25 protein-coding genes are annotated in these 26,991 nt (G+C 72.5%); 15 read left to right on the top strand and 10 right to left on the bottom strand.

Annotation, left to right across the window (positions count from 1 at the left end):
* Positions 1 to 58: 58 nt before the first annotated feature.
* Positions 59 to 922 carry a hypothetical protein gene (locus ABZX85_RS43440; protein ID WP_355882584.1) on the bottom strand — a complete coding sequence of 288 codons (864 nt, stop codon included), beginning with the start codon at positions 920 to 922 and terminating at the stop codon, positions 59 to 61.
* A gap of 285 nt (positions 923 to 1,207) precedes the next feature.
* Between ABZX85_RS43440 and ABZX85_RS43435 the strand changes: the two genes are divergently transcribed.
* Positions 1,208 to 1,858 (top strand): lipoprotein, encoded by a 651-nt coding sequence (locus ABZX85_RS43435; RefSeq protein ID WP_355882441.1) that lies wholly within the window; start codon positions 1,208 to 1,210, stop codon positions 1,856 to 1,858.
* A gap of 56 nt (positions 1,859 to 1,914) precedes the next feature.
* Here ABZX85_RS43435 and ABZX85_RS43430 read toward each other — a convergent pair whose 3' ends face one another.
* Positions 1,915 to 3,342: an alkaline phosphatase family protein gene (locus ABZX85_RS43430; protein WP_355882438.1), complete on the bottom strand. Its 1,428-nt coding sequence runs from the start codon at positions 3,340 to 3,342 to the stop codon at positions 1,915 to 1,917.
* Positions 3,343 to 3,668: 326 nt separating this feature from the next.
* Between ABZX85_RS43430 and ABZX85_RS43425 the strand changes: the two genes are divergently transcribed.
* From ABZX85_RS43425 to ABZX85_RS43415, 3 genes are all read left to right on the top strand, one after another.
* Positions 3,669 to 6,380, top strand: a complete 2,712-nt coding sequence (locus ABZX85_RS43425; protein WP_355882435.1) for a SpoIIE family protein phosphatase — start codon at positions 3,669 to 3,671, stop codon at positions 6,378 to 6,380.
* Positions 6,381 to 6,538: 158 nt separating this feature from the next.
* Complete coding sequence (locus ABZX85_RS43420; protein ID WP_355882432.1) at positions 6,539 to 7,903, top strand: FAD-dependent oxidoreductase; 1,365 nt, start codon at positions 6,539 to 6,541, stop codon at positions 7,901 to 7,903.
* A 72-nt stretch (positions 7,904 to 7,975) separates the two neighbouring features.
* Positions 7,976 to 8,938, top strand: a complete 963-nt coding sequence (locus ABZX85_RS43415; protein ID WP_355882429.1) for a DUF1152 domain-containing protein — start codon at positions 7,976 to 7,978, stop codon at positions 8,936 to 8,938.
* On the opposite strand, the gene ABZX85_RS43410 is transcribed toward ABZX85_RS43415, so the two are convergent.
* A complete protein-coding gene (locus ABZX85_RS43410; RefSeq protein WP_355882427.1) occupies positions 8,889 to 9,890 on the bottom strand; it encodes a hypothetical protein in 1,002 nt (333 codons plus the stop codon). The genes ABZX85_RS43415 and ABZX85_RS43410 overlap by 50 nt on opposite strands.
* Positions 9,887 to 10,249, bottom strand: coding sequence for a PadR family transcriptional regulator (locus tag ABZX85_RS43405; protein ID WP_355882581.1), 363 nt, complete (start codon positions 10,247 to 10,249; stop codon positions 9,887 to 9,889). Before ABZX85_RS43405 ends, ABZX85_RS43410 begins: the two co-directional genes overlap by 4 nt.
* Positions 10,250 to 10,520: 271 nt before the next feature.
* On the opposite strand from ABZX85_RS43405, the gene ABZX85_RS43400 reads away from it, so the two are divergent.
* Both ABZX85_RS43400 and ABZX85_RS43395 read left to right on the top strand, forming a co-directional pair.
* The gene (locus ABZX85_RS43400) at positions 10,521 to 11,030 is read left to right on the top strand and encodes a hypothetical protein (RefSeq protein WP_355882424.1); all 510 of its coding nucleotides are present in this window, start codon (positions 10,521 to 10,523) and stop codon (positions 11,028 to 11,030) included.
* A 321-nt stretch (positions 11,031 to 11,351) separates the two neighbouring features.
* A complete protein-coding gene (locus ABZX85_RS43395) occupies positions 11,352 to 12,509 on the top strand; it encodes a hypothetical protein (RefSeq protein ID WP_355882421.1) in 1,158 nt (385 codons plus the stop codon).
* A gap of 51 nt (positions 12,510 to 12,560) precedes the next feature.
* Here the strand turns inward: ABZX85_RS43395 and ABZX85_RS43390 are convergent, their stop codons facing one another.
* On the bottom strand, positions 12,561 to 13,772 hold the full coding sequence (locus tag ABZX85_RS43390; RefSeq protein WP_355882418.1) for a hypothetical protein: 1,212 nt from the start codon (positions 13,770 to 13,772) through the stop codon (positions 12,561 to 12,563).
* Between the two features lie 228 nt (positions 13,773 to 14,000).
* On the opposite strand from ABZX85_RS43390, the gene ABZX85_RS43385 reads away from it, so the two are divergent.
* The 3 genes from ABZX85_RS43385 to tgmB all read left to right on the top strand — a co-directional run bounded on the left by ABZX85_RS43385 (position 14,001) and on the right by tgmB (position 15,670).
* Positions 14,001 to 14,273 carry a YkvA family protein gene (locus ABZX85_RS43385; RefSeq protein WP_355882415.1) on the top strand — a complete coding sequence of 91 codons (273 nt, stop codon included), beginning with the start codon at positions 14,001 to 14,003 and terminating at the stop codon, positions 14,271 to 14,273.
* A 220-nt stretch (positions 14,274 to 14,493) separates the two neighbouring features.
* Positions 14,494 to 14,685, top strand: a complete 192-nt coding sequence (gene tgmA, locus ABZX85_RS43380; RefSeq protein WP_355882412.1) for a putative ATP-grasp-modified RiPP — start codon at positions 14,494 to 14,496, stop codon at positions 14,683 to 14,685.
* 1 nt (position 14,686) lies between these two features.
* Positions 14,687 to 15,670: an ATP-grasp ribosomal peptide maturase gene (tgmB, locus tag ABZX85_RS43375; RefSeq protein ID WP_355882409.1), complete on the top strand. Its 984-nt coding sequence runs from the start codon at positions 14,687 to 14,689 to the stop codon at positions 15,668 to 15,670.
* An 85-nt stretch (positions 15,671 to 15,755) separates the two neighbouring features.
* Here the strand turns inward: tgmB and ABZX85_RS43370 are convergent, their stop codons facing one another.
* Both ABZX85_RS43370 and ABZX85_RS43365 read right to left on the bottom strand, forming a co-directional pair.
* Positions 15,756 to 16,247 (bottom strand): hypothetical protein, encoded by a 492-nt coding sequence (locus tag ABZX85_RS43370; protein WP_355882406.1) that lies wholly within the window; start codon positions 16,245 to 16,247, stop codon positions 15,756 to 15,758.
* A gap of 13 nt (positions 16,248 to 16,260) precedes the next feature.
* On the bottom strand, positions 16,261 to 18,030 hold the full coding sequence (locus ABZX85_RS43365; RefSeq protein ID WP_355882403.1) for an ABC transporter ATP-binding protein: 1,770 nt from the start codon (positions 18,028 to 18,030) through the stop codon (positions 16,261 to 16,263).
* Positions 18,031 to 18,244: 214 nt separating this feature from the next.
* Here ABZX85_RS43365 and ABZX85_RS43360 point away from each other — a divergent pair, with 214 nt between their 5' ends.
* On the top strand, positions 18,245 to 19,132 hold the full coding sequence (locus ABZX85_RS43360; protein WP_355882400.1) for a Gfo/Idh/MocA family oxidoreductase: 888 nt from the start codon (positions 18,245 to 18,247) through the stop codon (positions 19,130 to 19,132).
* Between the two features lie 345 nt (positions 19,133 to 19,477).
* On the opposite strand, the gene ABZX85_RS43355 is transcribed toward ABZX85_RS43360, so the two are convergent.
* From ABZX85_RS43355 to ABZX85_RS43345, 3 genes are all read right to left on the bottom strand, one after another.
* Positions 19,478 to 19,951 (bottom strand): carboxymuconolactone decarboxylase family protein, encoded by a 474-nt coding sequence (locus ABZX85_RS43355; protein WP_355882398.1) that lies wholly within the window; start codon positions 19,949 to 19,951, stop codon positions 19,478 to 19,480.
* Between the two features lie 86 nt (positions 19,952 to 20,037).
* Positions 20,038 to 20,358, bottom strand: a complete 321-nt coding sequence (locus ABZX85_RS43350) for a hypothetical protein (RefSeq protein WP_355882396.1) — start codon at positions 20,356 to 20,358, stop codon at positions 20,038 to 20,040.
* Positions 20,359 to 20,449: 91 nt separating this feature from the next.
* Positions 20,450 to 21,331 carry a GNAT family N-acetyltransferase gene (locus ABZX85_RS43345; RefSeq protein ID WP_355882393.1) on the bottom strand — a complete coding sequence of 294 codons (882 nt, stop codon included), beginning with the start codon at positions 21,329 to 21,331 and terminating at the stop codon, positions 20,450 to 20,452.
* Between the two features lie 301 nt (positions 21,332 to 21,632).
* Between ABZX85_RS43345 and ABZX85_RS43340 the strand changes: the two genes are divergently transcribed.
* From ABZX85_RS43340 to ABZX85_RS43320, 5 genes are all read left to right on the top strand, one after another.
* Complete coding sequence (locus tag ABZX85_RS43340) at positions 21,633 to 21,818, top strand: hypothetical protein (protein WP_355882390.1); 186 nt, start codon at positions 21,633 to 21,635, stop codon at positions 21,816 to 21,818.
* Positions 21,819 to 21,866: 48 nt separating this feature from the next.
* Positions 21,867 to 23,270 carry a Si-specific NAD(P)(+) transhydrogenase gene (gene sthA / locus ABZX85_RS43335; protein ID WP_355882388.1) on the top strand — a complete coding sequence of 468 codons (1,404 nt, stop codon included), beginning with the start codon at positions 21,867 to 21,869 and terminating at the stop codon, positions 23,268 to 23,270.
* A 282-nt stretch (positions 23,271 to 23,552) separates the two neighbouring features.
* Positions 23,553 to 25,004, top strand: a complete 1,452-nt coding sequence (locus tag ABZX85_RS43330) for an APC family permease (protein ID WP_355882386.1) — start codon at positions 23,553 to 23,555, stop codon at positions 25,002 to 25,004.
* Between the two features lie 115 nt (positions 25,005 to 25,119).
* Complete coding sequence (locus ABZX85_RS43325; protein WP_355882383.1) at positions 25,120 to 26,079, top strand: hypothetical protein; 960 nt, start codon at positions 25,120 to 25,122, stop codon at positions 26,077 to 26,079.
* Between the two features lie 35 nt (positions 26,080 to 26,114).
* Entirely contained in the window at positions 26,115 to 26,990 is an 876-nt protein-coding gene (locus tag ABZX85_RS43320) for an aminoglycoside phosphotransferase family protein (RefSeq protein ID WP_355882380.1), read from the top strand.
* Position 26,991: the final 1 nt, after the last annotated feature.

The raw sequence follows: 26,991 nt of genomic DNA, 5'->3' as shown, positions 1-26,991 counted from the left end.
ATCGGCTCGTACGACCACGGGCCGCCCGCCCCTGACACCGTGCCCGGGAGCCGCCGCCTCACGGCACGCGCCCGCACTCCTGCGCCGTCTCCCCCCGCACCCGCACCGCCGGCACCGTGGGCACCTCGACCGCCCTGGGCTCCGGTTCCTCCGACCGCACCACCCGCGCGGGCGCCACGGCGGGCCATCGCACCCACTGCGGCAGTGCCGCCCGCACCCGCGCGCGCCAGCGCTGCCCCCGGCCGTGCATCAGGCCCATGACGAGGGCCGCCGCCACGGCGATCAGATGCTCGCGGCCGGCGAGGTTGGGTTTGGCGATCGACTCGACGACCATCGAACCGCCCGTGAGGGTGAAGACGATCGGGGCCCGGCGGATGACGGACATGTACGTGAAGAGGCCGACGACGGCCGCCGAGGGGCCCGTGTCGAGGACCTTGCCGAACTCCGGCGACAGACCGCCCCAGTGGTCGGGGCCGAGCGCGAGCATGACGCGGACGGTGAGCGTGCCGGACATCGTGGAGGCGTAGGCGATGACCAGGGTCCGCGCGCGGCCGAGGGCGACCTCGGCGAGGGCGAAGGCCAGGAACAGCTGGGTGATGCCCGCCCAGACCGGCAGGTCGAGGGCCGGGACGTAGAGCGAGATCGGGGTGCGCAGGAGGGCCTGCCAGAGCGGGAGGTCGCCCTGGACGCCGCCGACCTCGCGGACGATCTTCTCACCGGTGTCGTTCTGGGCGATCGCGTGGAAGAAGATCACTCCCGCGCAGGCGACGAAGGCGAGGGAGAGGGCGGAGGGGCCCCTGCGCCACAGCTCGCGCACGGGCTCGACGACGATCCCCTGCAACTCGCCCCACAGGGTCCGCCCGATGAACGCGACCCCCCGGTACAGCGGCGATCTCCGCCGTACCCCCGCCTTCTCGTCCACTTCTCGCCCCACCGTCGTCCCCACTGGTCACCCGCACACACATTCGGAAAGATCGAATCTAACTCCTGAGACGCCCGGAATCGACATTCAGGTTGATTTCGGTACCGGCCGCGCGGGGTGTACGTAACCGGTCACCACGCCCCGCACACTCTCAACGACGGAGGTTCACGCCCCGAGGTTCAGTCGGCACCGGACCGAAGTGACCATCACCACACCCTGCGCAGGGGCCTTGTCAGTGCCCTCGGTTACAGTCCGTGTCAGATCCGTACGAGAGGGGAACTCAGGGTGGGGAACATACAGCGGGGGCTGTCGGCGGTGCTGGTGGCGGGGGCGCTGGCCGGCTGCGGGGCGTCCGGGGGCGCGTCGGGGAGCGCGGCCGAGAAGAGCGCCGGGAGCGGCGCCGCGAGCAGCCCGGAGGCGACGCCCTCCGCCTCGGGCGTGACCCTCGGGGCGAAGGGGTCGGCCTGCGAGCTGCCGGTCACGTTCCAGACCGCCGCGCGGTGGAAGGCGGAGGCCGTCGAGGCCCCGAAGGACGCCACGGACGACGCGCTCGGCAGCCTCCTGCGCCAGGGCCCCGTCACCGGCGTCTGCGAGATCGACGCCAAGCCCGCCGGGCACATCGGCTTCCTCCGCGTCTACCGGGGCGAGCCCGGCAGCGCCGACGCGCGCACGGTCCTCAAGGGCTTCCTCGCCGCCGAGAAGGGCGTGAGCGAGGAGCGGTACAAGACGTTCACGGCGGGCGGCACGACCGGCGTCGAGGTCTCCTACCGCGTCAAGGTCGAACTCCTCGACGAGGTGAAGACGGAGCGCGCCCTCGCCGTCGTCACCCCCGGCGGCCCCGTCGTCCTGCACCTCGGCGGTCTCGACGACGAGGAGCACAAGGCGATGCTCCCCGCCTTCGACCTCGCCGAACGCACTTTGCGCGTCACGGGCTGAGACGCCGGGACACCCCGGCGGATGACAGGAGCCCGGTCCACCTCATTTTCGGGCTCTCACAGATGCGGTCGCCGCCCCCGCTCCTGCCTCGGGAACGTCTGGTCCGCCCCCGGCAGCGTCGGCTTCGGGAGCGTCGCCACCTCCTCCTTCGCCTTCTCCAGCTGCTCGGCCGTGTCGTGGGGCAGCCGGGGCGGGCGGGGGCTCGAGTGGTGGAAGCGGAACGCGGAGGTGAGGTCGCCGAAGGTCTCCCGGCGCCAGCCGGTGACGTTCGGCTCCGCGACACCGGTGAAGTGCTCCAGGAACTGGAGCGCCGAGGTGTGGTCGAAGGCCTCGGTCGCCACCCAGCCGCCCACGGTCCAGGGCGAGACGATGATCGCCGGGACGCGGAAGCCGCCGCCGATCGGCAGGCCCTTGATGAACTCGCCGGGCGTGCCGGCGGGCGGCGTCGGCGGGGCCACGTGGTCGAAGAGGCCGTCGTTCTCGTCGTAGTTGAGGATGAACGCCGTCTTGCGCCACACCTTCGGGTTGGCCGCGATGGCCTCGATCTTCGAGGCGACGAAGTCTGCGCCGGCGGCGGGCAGGTAGTCGGGGTGCTCCGACTGGTAGCTCGTCGGCATGATCCAGGAGACGGCCGGGAGGCGGTCGTTACGGGCGTCGTCCTCGAACGTGCCCTCCGGCTGCCGCCGTACCCCGCGCTCGTAGAGGTCGGAGCCGGGCCGGGCGTTCTTGAACGTGGCGAACTGCTCCAGCATGTTGCAGCCGTAGTTGTCGTCCTCCTGGTACACCTTCCAGCTGACGCCGGCCGCCTGGAGGCGTTCCGCGTAGGTCGTCCAGGTGTAGGGCTTGGGGGCGACGTTGCTGGTGATGGGGCCGCCGTGGGTGCCCTCCGGGTCGATCGAACCGGTCATCCACATCAGGCGGTTGGGCCAGGTGGGGCCGAAGACCGAGCAGAAGTAGTTGTCGCAGATGGTGAACGTCTCCGCGAGCGCGAACTGGAAGGGGATGTCCCGGCGGGTGTAGTAGCCCATGACGTAGGGGCCGTTGACGCCGTCGGCCTTGCGGTGCGCGGGCAGCCAGCGGTCCATGCGGCCGTTGTTCCAGGCTTCGTGCTGCACGGACCAGGCGTGGCTGGTGGAGGGGATCGCCTGGGCGCTGGAGGCGTGCGTGTCGAGGTGGAAGGGGAGCAGGTAGCCCTTCGGGTTCTCGGCGTCCGGCTGGTAGAAGACGGAGCGGCCGGTGTCGAGGGTCCGCGCCTCGGGGTCGGAGAAGCCGCGGACGCCCCGGAGGGTGCCGAAGTAGTGGTCGAAGGAGCGGTTCTCCTGCATCAGCATCACGACGTGCTCGATGTCGCGCAGGGAGCCGCGGGCCGGCGGTTCGGCGGCCACGGCCTTCTGGACGCTCGGCGGGAGGAGGGAGAGCGCGGCGGCGCCGCCCAGGGTGCCGGCGGCGGTCCCCAGGAGTCTGCGTCGGGTCAACTCGGCCATGTGTGCCCCTTGGTGAGTGACGGCCAGATCGGCACCCACTCTCCTCGCGGGGCGATCGGGACATCAGGGACAGCCGGTGAACTCCGCCGCAACGTGCCGTCATGACTTGGCCAAGCCATGACGTGCGCCACCACGCGGTCGCCCGCCCGTCGTCGGCGCGTGAACTTCCGCACGGAACCTGCCGGTTCCCTGGACTCCACTCGAACCCCCGAAGGCGCCCGAGGAACGATCACCCTCCGCCAGCCCGCCCCCGCTTCCCGCGTGCGGCGGCTCACCCTCTGTGACGCCTCTCGCCTCGCGCGGCCCGGCAGTGTAGACATGGGCGCATGGCCCGTCGTCCCCGTGGACCACACGCTCCGCGTCCGTCCGTCACAGCCCGCCGCGCACGGGAGCGGCGAATCCCGTACGGAGCGGCGCCGCGCCGGGCGCTGGGCAGGCGCAGCCTCGCCACCCAGGTCTTCCTGCTCCAGGTCGGCGTCGTGCTGCTGCTCGTCGTCGCGGCCGTGGTCGCGCTGGTGCTCCAGGTCCGGCACGACGGCACGGAAGAGGCCCGCAACCGTTCGCTGGCGGTCGCGGAGGCGTTCGCGAACTCCCCCGGGATGGTGGCGGCGCTCGCGTCGCCGGACCCGACGGCGGTGCTCCAGCCGCGCGCAGAGGCCGCCCGCAAGGCCGCGGACATGGACTTCATCGTCGTCATGAGCCCGGACGGCATCCGCTACACGCACCCGAAGCCCGACCGCATAGGGAAACGGTTCGTCGGGACGCTCGCGCCCGCGCAGGAGGGCGGCACGGTCGTCGAGGACATCGACGGGACGATCGGGCGGCTGGTGCAGGCCGTCGTGCCGGTGAAGGCGGCGGACGGGACGGTCGTCGGGCTGGTGTCGGCGGGGATCACGACCGAGAGCGTCGGCGGGACCGTCGACCGGCAGCTCCCGCTGGTCCTGGTCACGGCGGGCGCCGCACTGCTGCTGGCGACCGGCGGCACCGCGCTGGTCAGCAGACGTCTGCTGCGCCAGACCCACGGCCTGGGCCCGCGCGAGATGACCCGCATGTACGAGCACCACGACGCGGTGCTGCACGCCGTCCGCGAGGGTGTCCTGATCGTCGACGGCGACGGCCGGCTGATGCTGGCGAACGACGAGGCGCACCGCCTCCTGGACCTCCCGGACAACGCCGAGGGCCGGTACGTCATGGGCCTCGGTCTGGACGCGGCGACGGCGGACCTGCTGGCGTCGGGCCGGGTCGTGACGGACGAGGTGCATCTCGTCGGGGACAAGCTGCTGGCGGTCAACCAGCGCCCCACCGAGGTCGCGGGCGGCCCCTCGGGGAGCGTGGCGACGCTGCGGGACTCCACGGAGCTGCGGGCGCTGTCCGGACGCGCGGAGGAGGCCCGGGAGCGGCTGGACATCCTGTACGCGGCCGGTGTCGGCATCGGGACGAGCCTGGACGTGACGCGCACCGCGGAGGAGCTGGCCGAGCTGGCGGTGCCCCGCTTCGCGGACTTCGTGACCGTCGACCTGTTCGACTCGGTGCTGAAGGGCGAGGAGCCGGAGCCGGGTTCGGCGCTGCGACGCACGGCGTCGACGGGGGTCCGCAAGGGCGCTCCGCTGTACGCGGTCGGCGAGCCGCTGGCGCTCGTGGAGTCGGCGCCGCAGGGCCGCAGCCTCGTGGAGGGGCGGGCGGTGCTGGAGGCGCGGCTGAAGGAGTCGCCGGCGTGGCGGGCGCAGGACCTCGAACGGACCGAGCAGGTCGTCGAGTTCGGCATCCACTCGCTGATCGCGGTCCCGGTGCGGGCGGGCGCGCTGGTGCTGGGCGTGGTGAGTTTCTGGCGTTCGGAGCGTCCTGAGCCGTTCGACGCGGACGAGGTGGCGCTCGCGGAGGAGCTGGTGGCGCGGGCGGCGGTCACGATCGACAACGCGCGCCGCTACACCCGCGAGCACAGCATGGCGGAGACGCTCCAGCGCAGTCTGCTGCCGCGCACGCTGCCCGAGCAGAGCGCCCTGGACATCGCCTACCGCTATCTGCCGGCGCAGGCCGGGGTGGGCGGCGACTGGTTCGACGTGCTGCCGCTGTCGGGGGCGCGGGTCGCGCTGGTGGTCGGGGACGTCGTCGGGCACGGGCTGCTGGCGGCGGCGACGATGGGGCGGCTGCGGACGGCCGTGCACAACTTCTCGACGCTGGACCTCGCGCCCGAGGAACTGCTCGGGCTGCTGGACGAGCTGGTGAACCGGATCGACCAGGAGGACGCGTCGGCGGCCCCGGTGACCGGCGCGACCTGCCTGTACGCGATCTACGACCCGGTGTCGCGGCGCTGCACGATGGCGCGGGCGGGGCATCCGCCGCCCGCGGTGGTCCACCCCGACGGGCGGGTGGAGTTCGCGGAGGTGCCGCCGGGGCTGCCGCTGGGCCTGGGCGGGCTGCCGTTCGAGACGGTGGAGCTGGAGCTGCCCGAGGGCAGCCGGCTCGTGCTGTACACGGACGGTCTGGTGGAGTCCCGGGACCGGGACATCGACAGCGGCCTCGACCTGCTGCGGGAGGCGCTGGCCGGTGCGGAGCCGGACCCGGAGCCGACCTGCCGGGCGGTGCTGGAGTCGCTGCTGCCGGCCCGCCCGAACGACGACATCGCGCTGATCGTCGCCCGTACCCGCGCGCTCGGTCCGGACCGGGTCGCGGAGTGGGAGGTGCCGATGGACCCGGCGGAGGTCTCCCGGGTGCGCGCCGCCGTCTCCCGGCGCCTCGCGGACTGGGACCTGGACGACCTGTCGTTCACGACCGAGCTGATCCTGAGCGAGCTGGTCACCAACGCGATCCGCTACGGCGGCGCCCCGGTGCGTGTACGGCTGCTGCGGGACCGGACCCTGATCTGTGAGGTCTCGGACGCGAGCAGCACCTCGCCGCATCTGCGGTACGCGGCGATGACCGACGAGGGCGGGCGCGGCCTGTTCCTGGTCGCGCAGATCGCTGAGCGCTGGGGGACGCGGTACTCGTCGACGGGCAAGGTGATCTGGGCGGAGCAGCCCCTGCCCACGGGCCGGTAGCTCCCCGCAGACCGATAAGCTGCTGGTCGCACCCGACGTGGGAGAACTCATAAGACCGGTTTATGAGCTCATAGACCGGACCCGCGTACCGGGTTAGGCTTGCCTTAGTTTAGGCTTCCCGTCGAGTCGATCAATCGCCGCTCGAAGGGAACCTGATCATGCCCCGCCCCCTGCGGGTAGCCATCGTCGGAGCCGGCCCCGCCGGGATCTACGCCGCCGACGCGCTGCTCAAGTCCGATGTGGCCGCCGACCCCGGTGTCTCCATCGACCTCTTCGAGCGGATGCCGGCCCCGTTCGGACTGATCCGGTACGGCGTGGCCCCGGACCACCCCCGCATCAAGGGCATCATCACGGCCCTGCACCAGGTCCTGGACAAACCGCAGATCCGCCTCTTCGGCAACGTCGACTACCCCACCGACATCAGCCTCGACGACCTGCGCGCCTTCTACGACGCGGTGATCTTCTCCACCGGCGCCATGGCCGACCGCGAGCTGGCGATCCCGGGCGTCGAGCTGGACGGCTCCTACGGCGCGGCCGACTTCGTCTCCTGGTACGACGGCCACCCCGACGTCCCGCGCACCTGGCCCCTGGAGGCCGAGAAGGTCGCGGTCCTCGGTGTCGGCAACGTCGCCCTGGACGTCGCCCGCATCCTCGCGAAGACGGCGGACGAACTGCTCCCGACCGAGATCCCGGCCAACGTGTACGACGGCCTGAAGGCGAACAAGGCCCTCGAAGTGCACGTCTTCGGCCGCCGCGGTCCGGCGCAGGCGAAGTTCTCCCCGATGGAGCTGCGGGAGCTGGACCACTCCCCGAACATCGAGGTCATCGTCGACCCCGAGGACATCGACTACGACGACGGCTCGATCGCGACCCGGCGCGGCAACAAGCAGGCCGACATGGTCGCCAAGACGCTGGAGAACTGGGCGATCCGCGATGTCGGCGACCGCCCCCACAAGCTGTTCCTGCACTTCTTCGAGTCGCCCACCGAGATCCTCGGCGAGGACGGCCGGGTCGTGGGCCTGCGCACCGAGCGCACGGAGCTGGACGGCACGGGCAACGTCAAGGGCACCGGCAAGTTCACCGACTGGGACCTGGGCGCCGTCTACCGCGCGGTCGGCTACCTCTCCGAGAAGCTCCCGAAGCTCCCCTGGGACCTCGACTCGGGCACCGTCCCCGACGAGGGCGGCCGGGTCATCGAGGAGAGCGGCAGCCACCTCACGTCGGTGTACGTGACGGGCTGGATTCGGCGTGGCCCGGTCGGTCTCATCGGCCACACCAAGGGCGACGCGAACGAGACGGTCTCGAACCTCCTCGCCGACCACGCCAACGGCCGTCTCCAGACGCCGTCCTCGCCGGAGCCGGAGTCCGTCGAGGCGTTCCTGGCCGAGCGCGAGGTCCGCTTCACCACCTGGGAGGGCTGGCACAAGCTGGACGCCGCCGAGAAGGCCCTCGGCGAGCCCCAGGGCCGCGAGCGCGTCAAGCTCGTCGAGCGCGAGGACATGCTGCGCGAGAGCGGCGCCTGACAGACCGCCGGCGCGGGGTGGGTCGTACATATTCTTGTACGACCCACCCCGCGCCGTTGTTATGGTCCCCCGGTGTTCTCCCTCACCGAACCTCCCCTCTTCACCCGCCTGCGCGACGCGCGACGTGTCCTGGTCGCCGGTGCGGGCGGGGGATTCGACGTGTACGCCGGGCTGCCGCTGGCGTTCGCGCTGCGGACGGCCGGCAAGGAGGTCCATCTGGCGAACCTGTCGTTCGCGGACCTGTTCGGGCTGCCCACCGAGGCGTGGGTGGAGCCGGACGTCGCGGCAATCACCCCGGACACACCCGTGCGCGGGGACTACTTCCCGGAGCGGGCGCTCGCGCGGTGGCTGGCGGGGCGGGGGCTGCCGTCGACGGTGTACGCCTTCCCGCGCACCGGGGTCGCGCCGCTGCGGGACGCCTACCGGGCGCTCGTCGGCCACCTGGGCGGGATCGACGCGGTCGTCCTGGTCGACGGCGGCACCGACATCCTGATGCGCGGCGACGAACACGGCCTGGGGACGCCGGAGGAGGACATGGCGAGCCTCGCGGCCGTGGCCGGGCTGGACGTCCCCGAGCGGCTGGTGGCGTGCCTGGGGTTCGGGGTGGACGCCTATCACGGCGTCAACCACGCGCTGGTACTGGAGAATCTGGCCGCGCTGGACCGGGAGGGCGGCTATCTGGGCGCCTTCTCGATACCCCGGGAGAGCCCGGAGGGCGCCGCCTATCTGGACGCCGTCGCGCACGCGCAGGAGGCGACGGCGAGTCACCCGAGCATCGTGCAGGGGTCGGTCGCCGCCGCCGTACGCGGGCAGTTCGGGGACGTGCGGTTCACGGAGCGGACCAAGGGGGGTGAGCTGTTCGTGAATCCGCTGATGGCGATGTACTTCTGTGTGGACGCCGTGGCGCTGGCCCGGCGGAACCTGTATCTCGACCGGCTGGCGGAGACGGTGCTGATGCGTCAGATCAGCTCGCGGATCGCCGAGTTCAGGGACGAGCTGCCCCGCCCGCGCCCACCCCGCGCGTTCCCGCACTGACCAGCGCCGCGGCGAGCAGGACGAGGCCCGCCGCCTGGACGACGGAGCCGAGGCGGGCGGTCTCCGGGAGGACGGCGAACCAGTGGAGCAGCGTCGTCACGCGCAGGGCCAGCAGGAGCAGGGCGAGCGCGACGAGGGCGAACGCCGTCTCCGGGGTGCGGGGCCGCCGGACGAGCCAGAGCAGGCCCGCGAGCAGGACGGCGGTCGCCGGCGCCCACACGGAGTCCGTGGCGAGCGGGAGGACGACCTGGGAGGCGCCCATGACGACACAGGAGGCCAGGTAGGCGAGGCCGGGGGTGCCGGCGGGGAGGGTGGCGGGCGGGGCGTCGCGGTGGTGGGCGGCGCACAGCGCGAGGACGGTGAGCCAGGCCAGGAGGCCGTTGGCGGTGGCGTAGGCCAGGTCGGGCGGGTAGGCGTCGGTGACGAACGGGGCGACGAACACCCAGAGTTCGGGGAGCGCGGCCAGCGCCGCCGTCATACCGGCCAGGCGTCTGCGGTCGCGCAGGAGTGCGAAGTAGGCGACGGTCCACAGCAGCGGGAGCGTCCATTCCAGGACGGCGACCGGCACGCTGTTCCCGGGACCCCGGCCGTCGAAACGCGTCAGGAAGAGATCCCACCGCGCCGGGCCGTGGGTGCTCCCCCAGGTCAGTTCGAGCACCCGGTCCACGAGCGCCGAGGCGGCCTGGAGGAGCAGCGCGAACACGGCGAACTGCCGTACGGACGCGCCGAACAGGGCGTACCGGCGCGGGGACGCGGCTGTGCCGAGGCGGGTGCGGACGGCGAGCGCGGCGACGCTCGCGACCTCGCCGGCCGTGGGGCGGCTCTGGTCCTGCGTCTCCTGGTCGACGTCCCACAGGTACGTCTCGACCATCTCCTCCTCCCGCTCACGCCGGTAGTAGGCGGGCAGCAGCCGCAGCACGGCCCGGTAACGCGCTTCCAGCAGGGTCGTCATGCCAGTCCTCCGGCGAGTCCGGGGCCCGTCAAGGGCGGTACGACGGGGGCGTGGCCGCCTTCGACCAGGCGCCGTTTCGCCGCGCCGGCGCCCGCGGCCATGCGCTCCGCCTCGGCGTCCAGCGCGGCGACGCCCTCGTCGGTGAGGCGGTAGTACCGGCGCAGCCTGCCCTGCTGGACCTCCTCGCGGTCCAGGACGATCAGGCCGTCCGCGGTGAGTCTGTCGAGGACGCCGTAGAGGGTGCCGACCCTCAGCTGGACCTCGCCGTCGGAGAGGTCCTCGACCTCGCGCAGGATGCCGTAGCCGTGCCGGGGCTGGTCGGCGAGGGCCGTCAGCACGAAGAACGCGGCCTGCGTCATGGACTTCGTTCCCATGGAACCGAATATATCGGCCGCCGATATATTTCGCACGCCGGAACACCGATCGCGCCGACACGAGCGCGCCGGGAGGCCGGACGTCCCCGTTGAAGGAGAAGGCTTCGGCATGCTGTGAACCGCCCTCGACCCGGGTAGATCTCACCTTGCGCACCTTCGCGCAGCACTCTCGACAACAAAAGGACACATGGCCTTGGCTCTCGCGTACCCTGACGCACCATCAACTCGTCGCCCGGGACGGTCGTGGACGATCCGCGTGACGGGGCACCGCGACCGCACCGCGTCCGTCGCCTGCTCCTCCGGCTGCCCGATGCCCGCCCGCTCCCGTGATGTCGCGGCCCTGCGCCGCTTCGCCGAGGCGCACGCCGCCGCGCACGCACGTGCGGCGACCGTCCGCCCCGACGCCTCCTGCGGCTGCCGCCAGCTCAAGTGCGCGGCCCACGAAGGCACCCGGATCTCCTGTGCGGGGGGCGTGGTACTGGCCCTGCGCCACGACCCGGCGGTCGGCCAGGTGTGGACCCTCATGGAGGTCTGCTCCGCCTGCGCCCCGATGATGACCCACACCCGTGTCGTCGCCCGCGCGGCCCCCCGCGCCCGCCAGGGCGGCGACGCGCCACCGGCCCCCGCCGCGGCCCCCGCTCCCCCGCCGCAAGGAGGCCGGACCGTCCCGGGCGGCTTCAGCGCCCCCGCCCCCGACCCCGCCGACCTCCACGACACGGTCCCCCGCAGGCGTCGGGGCCGGCCGGGAGGTGGCGGACGACCCTGAACACCCGGCAGACACCGAACGGGGGCCCACGGGAACGGAGCCCGGGAGGGGCGCGTCCGAAATCCGTGCGGACAGGGCCCGCCCCGACGCGGATGACGGGCCGGCCCTGTCCGTCCGGACGATTGTGGCGGGGGCCGGGGCCGTGCGGGTACGGGTGTGCGGGGCAGTGGTGGAGCGCGGTGTGCGCGCCCCGGGTGCGCGCCGCGTACGGGGGTGTGCACAGGCGCGGGGGGAGTTCCTGGCGCCCCCCTCTTGATCACGTACGGGGATGAGCGACGATACTGGGAGGCCCACGTCGTCCTCCGCTCCACAGATGGATTCATGCCGACCTCCAGCACCGCCGCCCCGACCCCGTCCACCGTGTGGCTGTCCCGGGGGCGCCACACCGGTTCCGCCCCGGGGGAGGTGCTGCGCGGGCATCTCCAGCGGCTCAAGGAGACCGGGGAGATCGTCGACTTCCTGGAGCTCCCCGAGGACGCGCGGCCCGAGGGCCGGCTCGTGTTCGAGGCCCGCTGGCTGGTGCCGGACGAGCTGACCGTCCGCGCCCGGCTGGAACTGGACGAGGACGCGGACCGGGAGCAGACCCGCGCCTGGTCGCTGGCCGCGGAGGCGGAGGGCCCCTGGAACCGGCGCTGGCCCTCCCCCGCGACCCGGTTCTGGCCCGAGGACCCGTGGGAGATCGACGGCGAGTGGGACCACACCCGCTTCCCCGGCCTGCGCTTCCGCGAGCCCAACGCGCTCCCCTCGGACGACAAGGACCTGCGCCGCGTCCTGAAGAGCGCGGCGCAGGACGACTGGTCGATCCACCTCGTCGTCCACGAGGCCATGACGCCGGACGCGCGCGGCCTACTCCCCCTGACCCGGTTCCTGACGGACGGCCTGCGCGACCGGGTCGTCGAGCACCGCGCCTCCCCTCAGCAACTGCGCGCGGTGAACTGGGCGTTGAAGGAGACCCGGGCCGAACTCCCGCGCGGCGGCGCGGTGATCCTGCCCCGGGGCGACGCCGACCCCGCCGACTTCGCCGTCCGCACGGTCTTCCTGGACGGCTCGGAGCCCTCCGAGGTCGTCGAGGCGGTGAACCGGTACGTCACGCTCCCCCAGGAACTGCCGGACGGCGCCGACGCGTTGCTCACCGCGCTGCGCGAGGACTGGCACCTCCTCACCCTGCGGGAGGAACTGGAGCGCGAGCGGCGGCTCGTCGCGATGTACGCGGAGGCACTGGACGCGATGACCAAGTCCCGTGACCTGTACCGGGAGGCGGCCGAGCGGGCGCACGAGGCGCTGGAGGTGTTCCGGGAGTCGGCCGGCGCCGTGGACAGCGTCTCGGAACCGACACCGGCCCGTTCCGCGTCTTCGCCCTCTTCTGCGTTTTCCGCGTTTTCTGCGTCCTCCCCTTTCCAGCAGATCACCCGGACGTTCGAGCGGTTCAAGCTGCCGAAGAAGCCCGAGGACCAAAAAGAGGACCGAAAAGAGGACTGAAAAGTGGCCCGCACCGGACGAACCGGTGCGGGCCACCTCGTCAACCGACGGTCACCTTCCCTGAGTCGACTGCGCCGCGAGGAGCAGGGTCGTCAGCGCCGCCAGTGCCGCGCAGGCCGCGACCCCGCCCGCGAGCCAGCCGGGGGCCGCTGTCAGGTCCATCGCCCGGGTGAGCGTCGCCGGGCCCACCCGTCCGTGCAGGAGCCGGCCGGCCGCCAACGCCGCCGGGAACAGCAGGGTCAGGGCCAGCAGCGGGACGGCCGGGCGGATGGTGAGGAGGACCCCCAGGATCGTGCAGGCCAGGGCCGCGCCCAGGACCAGGCCGTAGATCTGGGGGGACTCGCCGTCTCGGTGGAGGGGGAGCGTCGCCGCGCCGGTCGCGAGGAGCAGCAGCGCCGTGAGGCGGGCCGCCCGGCGGGTGGCGCGGTCGGGGGCCGGCCGGGGACGGGCGGCGGTGGCGAGGCGGGCGCTCGCCTCGTCGTCGTACGCGGTCCCCGTGCGGGAGCTGCCCACCGGGGCGGCGCGGGGGACCTCGCCCCGTACGGCCATCGCGCGCAGGGGCCTGGTGGGGTTCGGGTCGTCCTCGGGGGCCGGGTTCGCGCGCTTCCAGCGGCGGGAGCGGCGGGGTCCGGCCTCCTGTGCCGCGGGGGCGGCCGGCCGGGGTTCGCGGGCGGGCGGGGGTTCCGGGGCGGGGCGCGGGGCGGCGCCCGGCTCGGGGAGCGGCGGGGGCGGTGCCCCGACGACCGTGCGATCGGGGGCGGTGCGGGCCGCGCGTTCCTCCTCGCTCAACCTGCCGATGAGCTGGGCGAGTTCCTCGACGGGGCGGCGGGTGGCGGCCGTTCGCAGGGCCTCCTCCTCGCAGTGCGGTTCGAGGGGGGTGCGGTGCAGGAGCGCCATCAGGAGGGTGACGTCCTCGACGGGGCGGCGTTCGGCCGCGGCGCGGATGATCTCGTCGGCGCCCTCGGCGGGGCGGGGCGGGCGGGTGAGGAGGGTGACGAGGCGGGTGACGTCCTCGACGGAGCGGTCCACCCCGGCGGCGCGCAGGGCGTCGGCGGCGGCGCGGGCCGAGGCCGGCGACTGCTCCAGGAGGGTGATGAGTTCGGCCAGTTCCTCCAGCGGCCGGTCGGCCACCGCGGCACGGACGAGGCCGTCGACGGCGGTGCCGTGCGGAGGGGTGTCGGGGGGTGCGGTGGCGGCGGGCCGCGCCTCGCCCCCAGGTATGACGGTCGGATTCGGACGGACGGACGGAGAGCGGGTGGTCATGCTGTTCTCCATGAAATGGGTGCGGCCGCCTCTGCGCCCCCGAGGTGCGGCACGCGGCTACCCTGCTCATTAGGGACACCCGTACGGCTTCGCGCCACTCGGGTGAGCCGGTGGAGTGAGCCAAGCCTTTCCGAACCTCCCTGCCGTTCAGCGATACGAACGCCGAGCCGGGGTACTCCGAAGGGAGGGGCCGCGACCGGCGGCACCCTCGGACCTCCGGGAGGAGACGTGGACACGACCACGACGGTGATCGTCGTCGGTGCCCTCCTCGCGGCAGCCCTGCTCGCCGCCGCCGTCGCCGTGGCCGTCCGGCTGGTGCGGACCCGGCGGGAACTGCGGCGGGCCGGGCTGCCGACCGGGCCGCGCTGGATCTTCTGGGGCGCGGTCCTCTACTTCGTCCTGCCGACCGACCTGCTGCCCGACCCGGTGTACCTGGACGACATCGGGGTGCTGCTGCTCGCGCTCCGCTCCCTGCGCACGTCCTCCAAAGACCTCGTCTGACAAAGGCTTCACCAAAGGTCCCGTCTGAACCGGATCAACCTTTTCGCCCCACCGCGCGGTCTCACGAACTGAGCGCCGATCCCGCCATGATCACGCAGCGTGAGGAAACCAATCACCCGTTCGATTCGTATAAGTCAATGGAAGCCCAAGAGAACCACCGGGCGACGCGACGACGCGGCAGACGACGGCTTGGTCGGCGCAGCACCGAAGAGGAGAGACGATGCAACCGTTCGCGCTCAACTACGCACGCCCTGCGGCGGAGTCGGCGACCACCACTCCGTACGCCTACGACCCAGGAATGCAGTTGAACGTGCTCTCGGACGGCAGGATCGCCGCGGCGGACCTCAACCTGCTCAGGGAATTGGGGACGACGACGTCGACGGCGGGCTCCAAGACACACTTCGACGACTGAGATGACCGTTCTCATCCTCACCTGCGAGGAGGACGTGACGGCCGACATGGTCGTCGTCCACCTCAACGCGGCAGGCGTCCCGGTGGTCCGGCTGGACCCCGCCGACCTGACCGGCGGGGTCTCGCTCTCCGGCGAGTACGTCCACGGCGGCTTCCGCGGCCATCTGTGGGCCGCGGGGCGGATCGTGAGCATGGAGGGGCTGCGGTCGGTGTGGGTACGCCGCCCCGGGGTCCCGGCGACGCGGGTCACCGAGCCGTCCGAGTGGCTGACGGAGGAGTCCTCGCAGGCGCTGTACGGAATGCTGCGCTCGACGGGCGCGCGCTGGATGAACCATCCGGACGCCGCCCGCCGGGCCCGGCACAAGCCGTGGCAGCTCAGGGTCGCCCAGCAGGCCGGACTGCCGGTGCCGGCGACCCTGATCACCACGTTTCCGCAGGCGGCGCGGGAGTTCGCGGAGCGGTTCCCGGATCTGGTCGTGAAACCGGTCTCCGGGGCGCATCCGCAGGAGCCGCCGCGCGCGGTGCCGACCAGCAGGGTCGCGCCGGACGCGGACTTCTCGGCGGTGGCGTTCGGGCCGACCCTGCTGCAACGCCGGGTCGCCAAGCGGGCGGACATCCGGCTCACCGTCGTCGGTGAGCGGATGCTGGCCGCGCGCAAGGGGGTCGCCTCGGGCGCCGATCCCGCCGAGATCGACGTCCGGTTCGCGTCCCCGGCGATGCCCTGGACGCCGGTCGAGGTGCCGCCCCGGACCGCCGAGGGGGTCCTCGGGTATCTCCGGGCGGCCGAACTGGCTTACGGCGCCTTCGACTTCGCGGTGGACGCGGACGGGACCTGGTGGTTCCTGGAGTGCAATCAGTCGGGGCAGTTCGGGTTCGTCGAGGTGGAGACGGGGCAGCCGATCGCCCGGACCATCGCGCAGTGGCTGGCGGAGCCGGGGGCGGGGGCCAGGGAGCCGTGCGACGGGAGTGATTCGGTGGTTTCGTGAACGGGCCCAGGGGATTGAGGGGAAACGATTCACCAAACGGAGGGAACCGTTCAGCCGGCGGCTGTTTCCGGCCTGGGTCGCCGGATCAGACGGGGCGGGCCGCTATCGAGAAGCCCACCTCACCGCCGGGTTCGTCACTCAGCGTGTGCGGCAGGCCGCCGAGCGCCAGGCACAGGTGCTCGGCCATCCCCCGGGTCAGCTCGCGGTCCGGCGGCGGGACCCGGCCCGGACCGCCGGCCTCGGTCTCGCCGTGCGAGCTCCCGTACCCGGCACCCCAGTCGGCGTACCGGGGCAGCGCCAGCCGCCCGCCGTCCTCCAGGAACCCCCGGGCCGCAGCCGCGACGACGACCCGGATGCGCCGCGCGTAGCTCTCCGGCACGATCTCGGTGAACACGGTGACGCGGACGAGCCCGTTGCCGTCGTCCATCCCCCACGGCAGCGTCCACTCCAGCGCCCCCGGCACCGGATCGGCGAGGGCGTCCCCCTCCTCCTTCCGCTCCCCCGGCCGCGCGGCCAACACCGCGAGCACGGGCCCCAGTTCACGGGCGACGTAGTCGTGCCACACCTCGACCGCCATACCCGCCCCCTCCTCAGGCCACCTGCCCCGCGTGCAGGGCCGTGTACGCCCCACCTTGGCGCAACAGTTCCTCGTGCGTCCCGATCTCTCGGATACGCCCCTCGTCCATGACAACGATCCGGTCAGCGCCGCGCACGGTCGACAGCCGGTGCGCCACGACGAACGTCGTCCGCCCCTGGAGCAGCCGGGCCAGGGCCTGTTGGACGAGCGCCTCGGAGCGGGTGTCGAGCGCGGAGGTCGCCTCGTCGAGGACGAGGACCTTGGGGTCCCGGATCAACGCCCTCGCGATGGCGAGGCGTTGGCGCTGGCCGCCGGAGAGCCGGGCGCCGCGCTCGCCGACCAGCGTGTCCAGCCCCTGGGGCAACTTGTCCACGAACTCAAGGGCGTTGGCGTCCCGCAGGGCCGCGCGGACGGCGCCCTCGTCGGCCTCGTCCTCCATCCCGTAGGCGACGTTCTCGCGGATCGTGCCGTCGAAGAGGATGGACTCCTGGGGGACGACGGAGACGTACCGGCGGTAGGTGCGCAGGTCGAGGGTGCTCATGTCCGTGCCGTCCAGCAGGAGTTGACCCGAGGTCGGGCGGATGAAGCCGATGACCAGGTTGAGGACGGTGGACTTGCCCGCGCCGGACGCGCCGACGAGGGCGACGGTCTCGCCGGGGGCGACGTCGAGGGTGAAGTCGCGGACGGCGGCCCGGCCGGTGTCGTACGCGTGGTCGACCTGACGGAAGGTCACCGCGCCCCGTACGGCGGTGACTTCGGTCTTGCCGTCGTTGTCCTCGGTCTCGGGGGCCTGGAGGACCTCGCCGATCGAGCGGACCGATTCGAGGCCCTTGGTGATGACCGGGGCGAGGCCGGTGAGGGTGGTGACGCAGCCGGTGAGGGTGGTCAGGAAGGCGCTCAGCATGACGACGTCGCCGGCGGTGACGCCCCAGGCGCCGTAGTACGAGACGAGCGCGGCGCCGGCCAGGACGAGCACGCCGACCGTGTTGAGGACGACCCAGGCGATCGAGCCGAAGCGGCCGTTGACCAGGTCGAGCCTGAGGCCCGAGTCGAGGAGGCGGCTGAGCGTGCCGTCCATGCGGCGCAGCGCCTTGCGCTCCAGGCCGTGCGCGCGGGTCACCGGGATGAGGCGGGTCATCTCGGTGACGCGGGAGGAGAGGGTCTCGACCTCGTGCCGGAAGTTCTCGTTGTGGCTGCGCAGCCGCTCCCTGAGGCGGGCGACGACGAGCGCGGCGGCGGGCACGACCACGAGGAACACCGGCAGGAACTCGGGGGTGCGCACGCCGATGACGACCAGGCCGCCGACGAGGACGGTGATCGCGCCGAGGCCCTGGTCCGAGCTCTGCTGGACCATCTGCTCGACCGACTCGACGTCCCGGACGACCTTCGCCTGGAGGACGCCCGCGCTGACCCGGGAGTGGTAGCCGATGGAGAGCTGCTGCATGCGGGTGCACAGCGCCGAGCGCAGGGTGGTGCCCATCCGGCGCACGCTGCCGTACAGGAGCCGGACGTAGAGGAGGTGCAGGGGGTAGTTGACGAGCAGGATGAACAGGATGACGCCGGTGCTGGTCCAGATCCGGTCGATCGGGCCGTGCTGGACGACGGTGTCGATGATGGACGCGGTGATCAGCGGAAGCAGCCAGACGGGGCTGTGCTTCACGGTGAACACGGCGACGGCCGCGAGGAGTTTGCGGCGGTCGGCGCGCAAGAGGTAGGCGAGGGTGCGGACGGGGTGCTCGTCCCGGTAGCGGTGGTCGAGCGGGCGCTCGTACGACGACGCCATGGGCGGTGGCCTCCGGTGTACCTACGGATGTCTTCACTGTCGACCGGGGTGGTAAGCGCTTTCCATCCGGTCGGGAGAAGTACATCAGGGATCGGGGGCTTCGGGTGGGTTGTCCGGCGGATGAGACCGTTCTCGCCAGGGCTTGCGCACAGTCCCGGGGCATGTGTCAGGCTCGTGCGGACCTGGCCCGTTCCCTGAAGAGGCGGACGTCAACATGCGTATCGGACTGCTCGGCACGGGGCCCTGGGCCCACCTCGCCCACGCTCCCGCCCTCGCGGCACATCCCGCCCTGGAGTTCGCCGGGGTCTGGGGGCGGCGGGCGGACGCGGCGAAGGCGCTCGCCGCGGAGTACGGGGTGCGGGCGTACGACGACGTCGACGCGCTCATCTCCGATGTGGACGCCGTGGCCGTGGCGTTGCCGCCGGACATCCAGGCGGAGTTGGCGACGCGGGCGGCTCGGGCGGGGCGGCATCTGCTGCTCGACAAGCCGCTCGCGTTGTCCTCGCGGGAGGGGCGGGAGCTGGTGGAGGCGGCGCGGGAGAGTGGGGCCGCGTCGGTGGTGTTCTTCACGGCTCGGTTCGATCCGGTGATCTCCGCGTGGATCGGGGAGCAGGCTGCGGCCGACGGGTGGTTCACGGCTCGGGCCGAGTGGCTGGGGGCCGTGTTCACGTCGGCCGGGAGTCCGTTCGCGGAGTCGGCGTGGCGGCGGGAGAAGGGGGCGTTGTGGGATGTGGGGCCGCATGCGTTGTCGGTGCTGCTACCGGTGCTGGGGGATGTGACGCGGGTGGGGGCGGCTGTGCACGGGCCCGGGGACACGGTGTTTCTGGTGCTGGAGCATGCGGGTGGGGCGTCCAGCACGCTGACGTTGAGCCTGACGGCTCCTGAGGCCGCTTCGGGGAACGCGGTGGAGTTGCGGGGGGAGTCGGGGGTTGCCGTGTTGCCGGAGGGGGTGAGTGATGCGGTGGGTGCGTTGAGCGGGGCTGTGGACGCGCTGCTGGAGGCTGTTGCTTCTGGGCGGCCTCATGCTTGTGATGCGGGGTTCGCTCTGCGGGTGACTGAGGTGTTGGAGGCGGCGGAGGGGGTTTTGGGGGTGGGGGAGTAGGCGAGTCCGCGTCAGCGGAGGGGGCGTCCTGTTCGTCTGGCGGGTGCGGGTTCGTTGTGGCTGGTCGCGCAGTTCCCCGCGCCCCTGGAAGGCGGCTTCGCCGCCATACCGGTGCGGCTGCGGCTCAAGCCTTGGCTCTCGCCTCGGCCCGCCTCTCGCCTAGCCCCAGCTCCCAGCTCCCAGCTCCCAGCTCCCAGCTCCCAGCTCCCAGCCCAGGCTCCCGTCTCATCACGCCGCCGCGCCCCGCGGCTCGCGCTGGTTCCCCCCGTCGCACCCCGCGCAGACTCTCGCCACGCCACTCCGCCGCCCCGCTCAACCCCTACGCCGCCCCCTTGCCCTCCCCTCTCAGCCGAACATCCCCGGCTGGTAGTCCCCCGCCGGCTGGCGGACGATCACGTTCGCCCGGTTGTAGGCGTTGATGATCGCGATCAACGAGACCAGGGCAGCCAACTGGTCCTCGTCGAAGTGCTTCACCGCGTCCTGCCAGACCTCGTCGGAGACTCCGCCGTGGGCGTCCGAGATGCGGGTGCCCTCCTCGGCGAGGGCGAGGGCCGCCCGTTCCGCGTCGGTGAAGACCGTGGCTTCGCGCCAGGCGGCGACGAGGTGGAGGCGGGTGGGGGTCTCGCCGGCGGCGGTGGCGTCCTTGGTGTGCATGTCGGTGCAGAAGCCGCAGCCGTTGATCTGGCTGGCGCGGATCTTGACCAGTTCCTGGGTGGCGAGCGGGAGGGTGGAGTCGGAGACGACCTTGCCGGCGGAGTTGACGTGGCGCAGGACCTTGCCGAAGAGCTGGTTGCCGAAGAGGTCGAGGCGGGCTTCCATGGTGTCCTCCTGATGCGGTGACCGTTGAGTACACCCCTTAGACAACCGGGGCCGCCGGAGTGTGACAGCCTCGCGTGTGACCTGCGTCACTCCCTGTCGAAGGGCTCGTCGCTCCACCGGAACCAGGCCCGCTCCCCCTCGATGTGCAGCAGGAACTCGGGCACGGGCCCGTCCGGCGAGGAGAGGGAGACGCGCCGCGTGATCTCGTCGTAGAGCGCCTCCCACTCCTCGGTCCGTTCGTCGTTCAGCTGCGCCAGCTCGCGCACGAACAGGGGTTCGACGGCCGCGTACCCCGGACCGGGCGTGAAGCGGCCGGACAGCCACGGGAAGTCGCTGTCGTCGATCGCGATCTCCCCGACCTCCTCCGCGCCGCTCCGCACTCGCCAGATCTCACCGTCGAACCCCATGGCCCCCGCTCCTCTCAGTCAGCCGCCGATGTCACCCAGCCTGTCACCCGCCACTGACAACGCCCCGTCACACACCTCGCCACACGCCCCGTCACACGAAGTGCACCCGCTCCCGCACCACGGGATACCCGGCCTTCGTGAAGTGCGCGGCCATCGGGAAGTTCCCCTGGTCGGTGGCCGCGGCGATGAACTCCGCACCCCGTTCCACGAGGTAGTGCGTGCACTCGGCGAGGAGGTCATAGGCGTACCCGTGCCCGCGCCGCTCCGGGACGACGCCGATGAACCCGATGCACGGGCCGCTCGGATTGTGCGCGGGGATGTGGATGCCGGCCAGGTCTCCCTCAGGTGTGCGGGCGGTCTGCCACCACTCGCGCGGGGACGGGCACCAGCGGAAGAAGTCGATCTCCTCCTGGGCCGCCAGGTCGAGGCCGCCCTCCTCGATGGCCTTGCGGGCGTGCGCGTCGAAGGTGACGGAGTGGATGCGGCGCAGGGCGTCGAAGAAGACGGCGTCGTCGGGTTCCGGGGCGAACTCCAGACGGCCGGGGCGGTCGGGGAGCCCGCATTCGCGGGTCCAGCGGTAGAGGTACCGCTCGACGAGGAGCCGCTGTCCGGCCCGCCGGGCCGCGTCGAAGCGGGCCTCGGCTGCGGCCTTGAGGGCGGGGTCGTCGCGCCAGCCGCCCGGGAGGTTCAGCTCCAGGCCGACCTGCCAGGGAGCCGTGCGCAGCAGTTGTACGCCCGCCTCCTCCTCGCCGTCGGCGAAGTCGAACAGCTCGGCGGTGAGGGGTTCGGTGTCGTCGGGGCCGCCCCACCAGGCGGCGCGGGCCACGACGCGGCCGTCCCGCAGGGCGACCCGCTTCCAGCCGGGGCGGTAGTGGGCCGTCCGCAGGGCCTCGGCGGCGCGCAGCGGGTCGGGCAGGGTGTCGAACAGATGGACGTCGCGCTCGTCGAGCGCGCGGATGACCAGGTCGGTCACGGTTCCTCCGGGTAGCGGAATGCTTGCGTGGCGCTCCCGGGCAGGTCAGACGTGGCACGCGACGGTGACGGGGAGGGAGCGCGGGGTCGTCGTGGACTGCATGGCACTCGCCTCCTTCCGTTCGTCTCGGGCGTGCGGTCAGACGATACGACAACCGGGTGAACGGCGTCCAAGCGTTTTCCGGCGTCCGCTTCGGGCACGCGCCCCACGTATCCGCGTCCGCGTCCGGGCACGCGCACATGCGGCCCGCCCGATGTGTGGCGATAGTGGATTCGACGACCGCACCAGAGGAGTCCAGGCCATGACGAACCCCTCCGAGGAACACGCCACCCCTGACGCCCTGCTCCACACCCGTACCGGTACGGAGGTGACGGCGGAGGACCTCGTCCTCGCCTCCGGTCGCGACCTCACCCCCCAGAACCTCGCGTGGGCCGAGCGGAAACTGGCGGCGGAGGGCCCCGCGGCCCTGGACAAGCTGCTGCCCTGAAACAGACGTCCTCTTTCCGAAAACCCTCCCCGCTGACACACTCCGACCGTGCCCGATTTCGACATGCTCGTGCTCGGTTCCGGTCCCGGCGGCCAGAAGTCCGCCATCGCCGCGGCGAAACTCGGCCGCTCCGTCGCCGTCGTCGACCGTGGTGACATGGTCGGCGGTGTCTCCCTGCACACCGGCACGATCCCGTCCAAGACCCTGCGGGAGGCGGTGCTGTACCTCACCGGGCTCACCCAGCGGGATCTGTACGGGCAGAGCTACCGGCTCAAGGAGAACATCACCGTCGCCGATCTCACGGCCCGCACCCAGCATGTCGTGAGCCGTGAAGTCGACGTCATCCGCAGCCAGTTGTCCCGCAACCAGGTCCCCCTGTTCGCGGGGACCGGCCGCTTCCTCGACCCGCACACCGTCGCCCTGCGCGAAGTCACCGGCCACGAGCGGCGGTTGACGGCGGACCACATCGTCATCGCGACCGGCACCCGTCCCGCGCGTCCGGAGACCGTGGAGTTCGACGGGCGCACGATCCTCGACTCGGACAACGTCCTGACGATCGAACGGGTCCCGCGCTCGATGGTGATCGTCGGCGCCGGCGTGATCGGCTGCGAGTACGCCAGCATGTTCGCGGCCCTCGGCAGCAAGGTGACCGTCGTGGAGCGGCGGCCCGCGATGCTGGACATGTGCGACGTGGAGATCGTCGAGGCGCTCAAGTACCACCTGCGGGACCTGGCCGTGACGTTCCGGTTCGGGGAGACCGTCGCCGCCGTGGAGCGGCATCAGCACAGCGCGCTGACGGTGCTGGAGAGCGGCAAGAAGATCCCGTCGGACGCGGTGATGTACTCGGCGGGACGGCAGGGCCTGACGGAGGAACTCGCGCTGGAGAACGCGGGGCTGGCGGCGGACCCGCGCGGCCGGATCACCGTCGACGAGCACTACCGTACGCAGGTCCCGCACATCTACGCGGTCGGGGACGTCATCGGGTACCCGGCGCTCGCGGCGACCTCGATGGAGCAGGGGCGGGCGGCGGCGTACCACGCGTTCGGGGAGCCGGTCGGGCAGATGCACGACCTCCAGCCGATCGGGATCTACACGATCCCCGAGATCAGCTTCGTCGGCCGTACCGAGGACCAGCTGACCGAGGAGTGCGTGCCGTTCGAGGTGGGGGTGGCCCGGTACCGGGAGCTGGCGCGGGGTCAGATCATCGGGGACGCGCACGGCATGCTCAAGCTGCTGGTGTCGCCGCAGGACCGCAGGCTGCTCGGGGTGCACTGCTTCGGCAGCGGGGCGACGGAGCTGATCCACATCGGCCAGTCGGTGATGGGCTGCGGGGGCACGGTCGACTATCTGGTCGACGCGGTGTTCAACTACCCGACGCTGGCGGAGTCGTACAAGGTCGCGGCGCTCGACGCGACGAACCGGCTGCGTCAGCTGGACCGGATCGGGGACTGAACCGTCGTACGGGGCACGGGAGTTCGGGAAAAACGGTCGTAGAGGTTACCCGACGGTCAATCTTGAAAGCTAAATCGTTGGGACTATCATCACTCGCACACTCGGTGTGATCGGCCGCCGACGGAGCGGTGGCACGCCCCTCCGTGCGGCTGGTTCCGCACGGCCTTTTCCCGTCGCCGCCCCAGGCCATCCCTGCGGGCACGCGGCGGTCGCAACCCCCCACCCCCCACGCGCCGCCGGGCAGTTCCCGCCGCGCGGTGTGCACGACGAAAGCAGCGCACCATGAGCAACAGCAGTGGTCGAGGGCTTCAGGCGAACGTCCTCGGCACGTTCGACACGGCGGTGATGGCGATCGCGGGCAGCGCCCCCGCGTACTCGATCGCCGCGACGACGGCGGTCCTGGTGGGGGCGGTGGGTCTGGCGAGCCCGGCCGCCCTGCTCTACTGCGCGCTCCCGATGCTGGGCATCGCGCTCGCCTACCGCCATCTCGGGCGGATCGACACGAACGCGGGCGCCGCCTACTCGTGGGTGGGGCGCACGCTCCACCCCTTCCTCGGCTTCCTCAGCGGCTGGGCGCTGGTGGTCTCCACGACCCTCTTCATGGTCGCGGGCTCGCTGCCCGCGGGCTCCCTGACGCTGGCCCTCTTCGACGAGGGGCTCGCGGACAGCACGGCCTGGTCGACGGCGGTCGGCGCGGGCTGGTTCCTGCTGATGCTGGGCGTCGTCCTCGGCGGGGCGCGGCTCACGGTCCGGGCGCAGCTCGTCATGTCGGGCGTGGAGCTGGCGATCCTCGTGCTCTTCGCCGTGCTGGCCTTCCTGCACTCCGGGAGGGCGCGCGCCTTCGACTGGTCCTGGTTCGGGCTCGGCCAGTTCGACGGGGTCTCCGGGTTCGCGGCGGGGGCGCTGGTCGCCGCGTTCTACTACTGGGGCTGGGACGTCACGAGCAACCTCAGCGAGGAGACGCGCGACAGCCGCCGGACGACGGGGCTCGCCGGGCTGATCGGGCTCGGGGTCGTGTTCGTGCTGTTCGAGGTCTACACGATCGCCGTCAACGTCGTGCTGACGCGGGACGAGATCGACCGGGACGCGGCGAACGTGCTGGGCGCGCTCGGGGAGGCGGTGTGGCCCGGGTGGGGCGGGAAACTGCTGGTCGTGGCGGTGATGCTGTCGACGATCGCGACGCTGGAGACGACGCTCGTGCAGGTCACGCGCTCGCTGTTCGCGATGGGCCGCGACCGGACGATGCCGGCCGCGTTCGGCCGGGTCCACCGGCGCTGGAACACGCCGTGGGTGGCGGTCGCCGTGGTCGGGGCGGTGGCGCTGGTGCTGCTCGTCGCGGCCAACGCGCTCGGGTCGGTGGGCGAGATCCTCTCCGACGCGATCTCGGCGATCGGGCTCCAGATCGCCCTGTACTACGGTCTCACCGGGCTGGCCGCCGTCGTCGCCTACCGGAAGCTGCTGCTCAGGTCGCCGGCGGCGTTCCTGCTGGGCGGGGTGTGGCCGCTGTGCGGTGCCCTCTTCATGTTCTGGATCTTCGTCGAGTCCCTCGGCGAGCTGAGCGGCCCCGCGATCGTGATCGGTCTCGGCGGCCTCGCCCTCGGTCTGGTCCCCCTGCTGCGCTACCGCACGAGCGACTACTACCGCCCGACCCGTCTCGACGCCTCCTGCGCGATCCCCGCCCACGCGGTCCCGGGCCACAGAGGCGCGTACGACAGCCTCCCGACGGACTTCTGACCCCTCTTCCGAACGCCCCGCGTCCCCCCGCGCACGACGCCCCGGCCGTCTCCCCACAGCGGCCGGCCCGTCGGCGCCCCCTCCGCTCCCCGACCCCGACCCTGAGGCAGGCCCCATGGCGCGCGACCGTTTCTCGCCCGACTTCGACCCCGACTGCGGGGACGAGGCCCTCACCGCGACCCGGCCGGATCTCGTGATCGGCAGATGGCACGGCCTGCGCGACCTGCTGCGCGCGACCGGCCCGGACTGGGCGGCGCGGGGGCACCGGGTGCGGCGGCTGGCGCAGGTGTGCGCGGGCGGCTCCACGGTCGAGTCGTGGCTCGCGGCCGAGCCGTACGACGCGGACGCGCTCGTGCTGCGCGCGGCGACGGAGACGACCCGGGCGTTCAACCTGGCGATCGAGGCGGGCCGGGGCACCTCCATCGACCCCCGCCGGGTCGACGCGGCGGTCATGGCGTGCCGGGCGGCGAGCGAGGCGTATCCCGAGGACCCGACGCCGTGGGTGTCGCTGATCTCGGTCGCGCGGCTGTACCCGGCGGGCGTGCGCCGGTCCGAACTGGCCCGCTGGTGGGACGAGTTGCACCGCCGGGACCCGTACAGCATGGAGGGCCACCTCCAGGTGCTGCACTACTACTCGGCCCGCTGGCACGGCACCCACGGCCTGATGTACGACTTCGCCCGCGACGCCGCCGGGGTCTCCCCGCCGGGCTGTCCGCTGCCGGTGCTCGTCCAGTACGCGCGCGTCGAGGAGTACCGGCACAGCCTGGACCTGGCCCAGGACCGCCCGGCGGCCGTCGGCATCGCCCAGCACTGGACCAACGACGGCGCCGTCAGCGACGTACGCCGGACCTGGGACCGCTGGCTGTCCGCGCGGCCCGAATACCTGCCCGTCTCCCCCGCGGAGCTGCGGGACGTCAACCATCTCGCGCACGCGGCGTGCCGGGCGGGTGAGGCGGAGATCGCCGGGGTGCTCCTCGATCTGCTGGGGCGCCGAGCGACGCCGACGCCCTGGATGTACACGGGAGATCCGGCGCAGCAGATCCTGCGCTGCCGCAGGGACCTCGCGAAAAGGTGAGGACAGCGCGCGGGGCGCTCGCGCAGACTGCGCCCATGACCGATCCCGACGCCGGACTCGTCCGCTCCCTGATCGCCGGGCAGTTCCCCGAGTGGTCCGGCCTCCCGGTCCGGCCGGTGGCCCGTCAGGGCTGGGACAACCGTACGTTCCGGCTGGGCGAGGAGTTGTCGGTGCGGCTGCCGAGCGCCGAGGGGTACGTCGCGGCGGTCGCCAAGGAGGACCGCTGGCTGCCGGTCCTCGCGAAGGAGCTGACGATGCCGCTCCCGGCGCCGGTGGCCGTCGGCCGCCCGTCGGCCGCGTACCCGTTCCCCTGGTCGGTACGGCGCTGGCTCCCCGGCGAGACCGTCGAAGCCGCCGACGCCGACGCCGTCGACCGGGTCCGACTCGCCCGGGATCTCGGCGAGTTCCTGCGCCGCCTGCGCGAGGTCCCCGCCGAGGGCGGGCCGGCGGCGGGGCGGCACTCGTGGTTCCGGGGGTGTCATCCCAGCGTGTACGGCGACCAGGTGGCCGAGTCCCTCGTGACGCTGGCCGACGAGGTGGACGTGGCCGCGTGCCGTGCGGTGTGGGGCGAGGCGCTGGTGTCGGCGTGGCCGTCGGCGCCGGTGTGGTTCCACGGCGACGTCTCCGCGGGCAACCTCCTCGTCCGGGGCGGACGTCTGTCGGCGGTCATCGACTTCGGGACGTGCGGTGTGGGGGACCCGGCGTGCGATCTCGTGATCGCCTGGACGTACTTCGAGGGCGCCGAGCGCGAGGCGTTCCGGGAGGCCGTCGGTCTGCCGGACGACGCGTGGCGGCGGGCCCGGGGGTGGGCGCTGTGGAAGGCCCTGGTCGTGCTGGCGGGGCTGTCGAGCCCGGACCCGGAGGGCGTACAGCGGAGGGTGCTGGAGAGGGTGCTCACGCAGTCGCGCTGAG

Source organism: Streptomyces sp. NPDC004539 (assembly GCF_040610055.1).
GTDB lineage: Bacteria > Actinomycetota > Actinomycetes > Streptomycetales > Streptomycetaceae > Streptomyces.
Note: the sequence above shows the minus strand (reverse complement) of the source record. Positions and strands in the feature narration are given on the sequence as shown.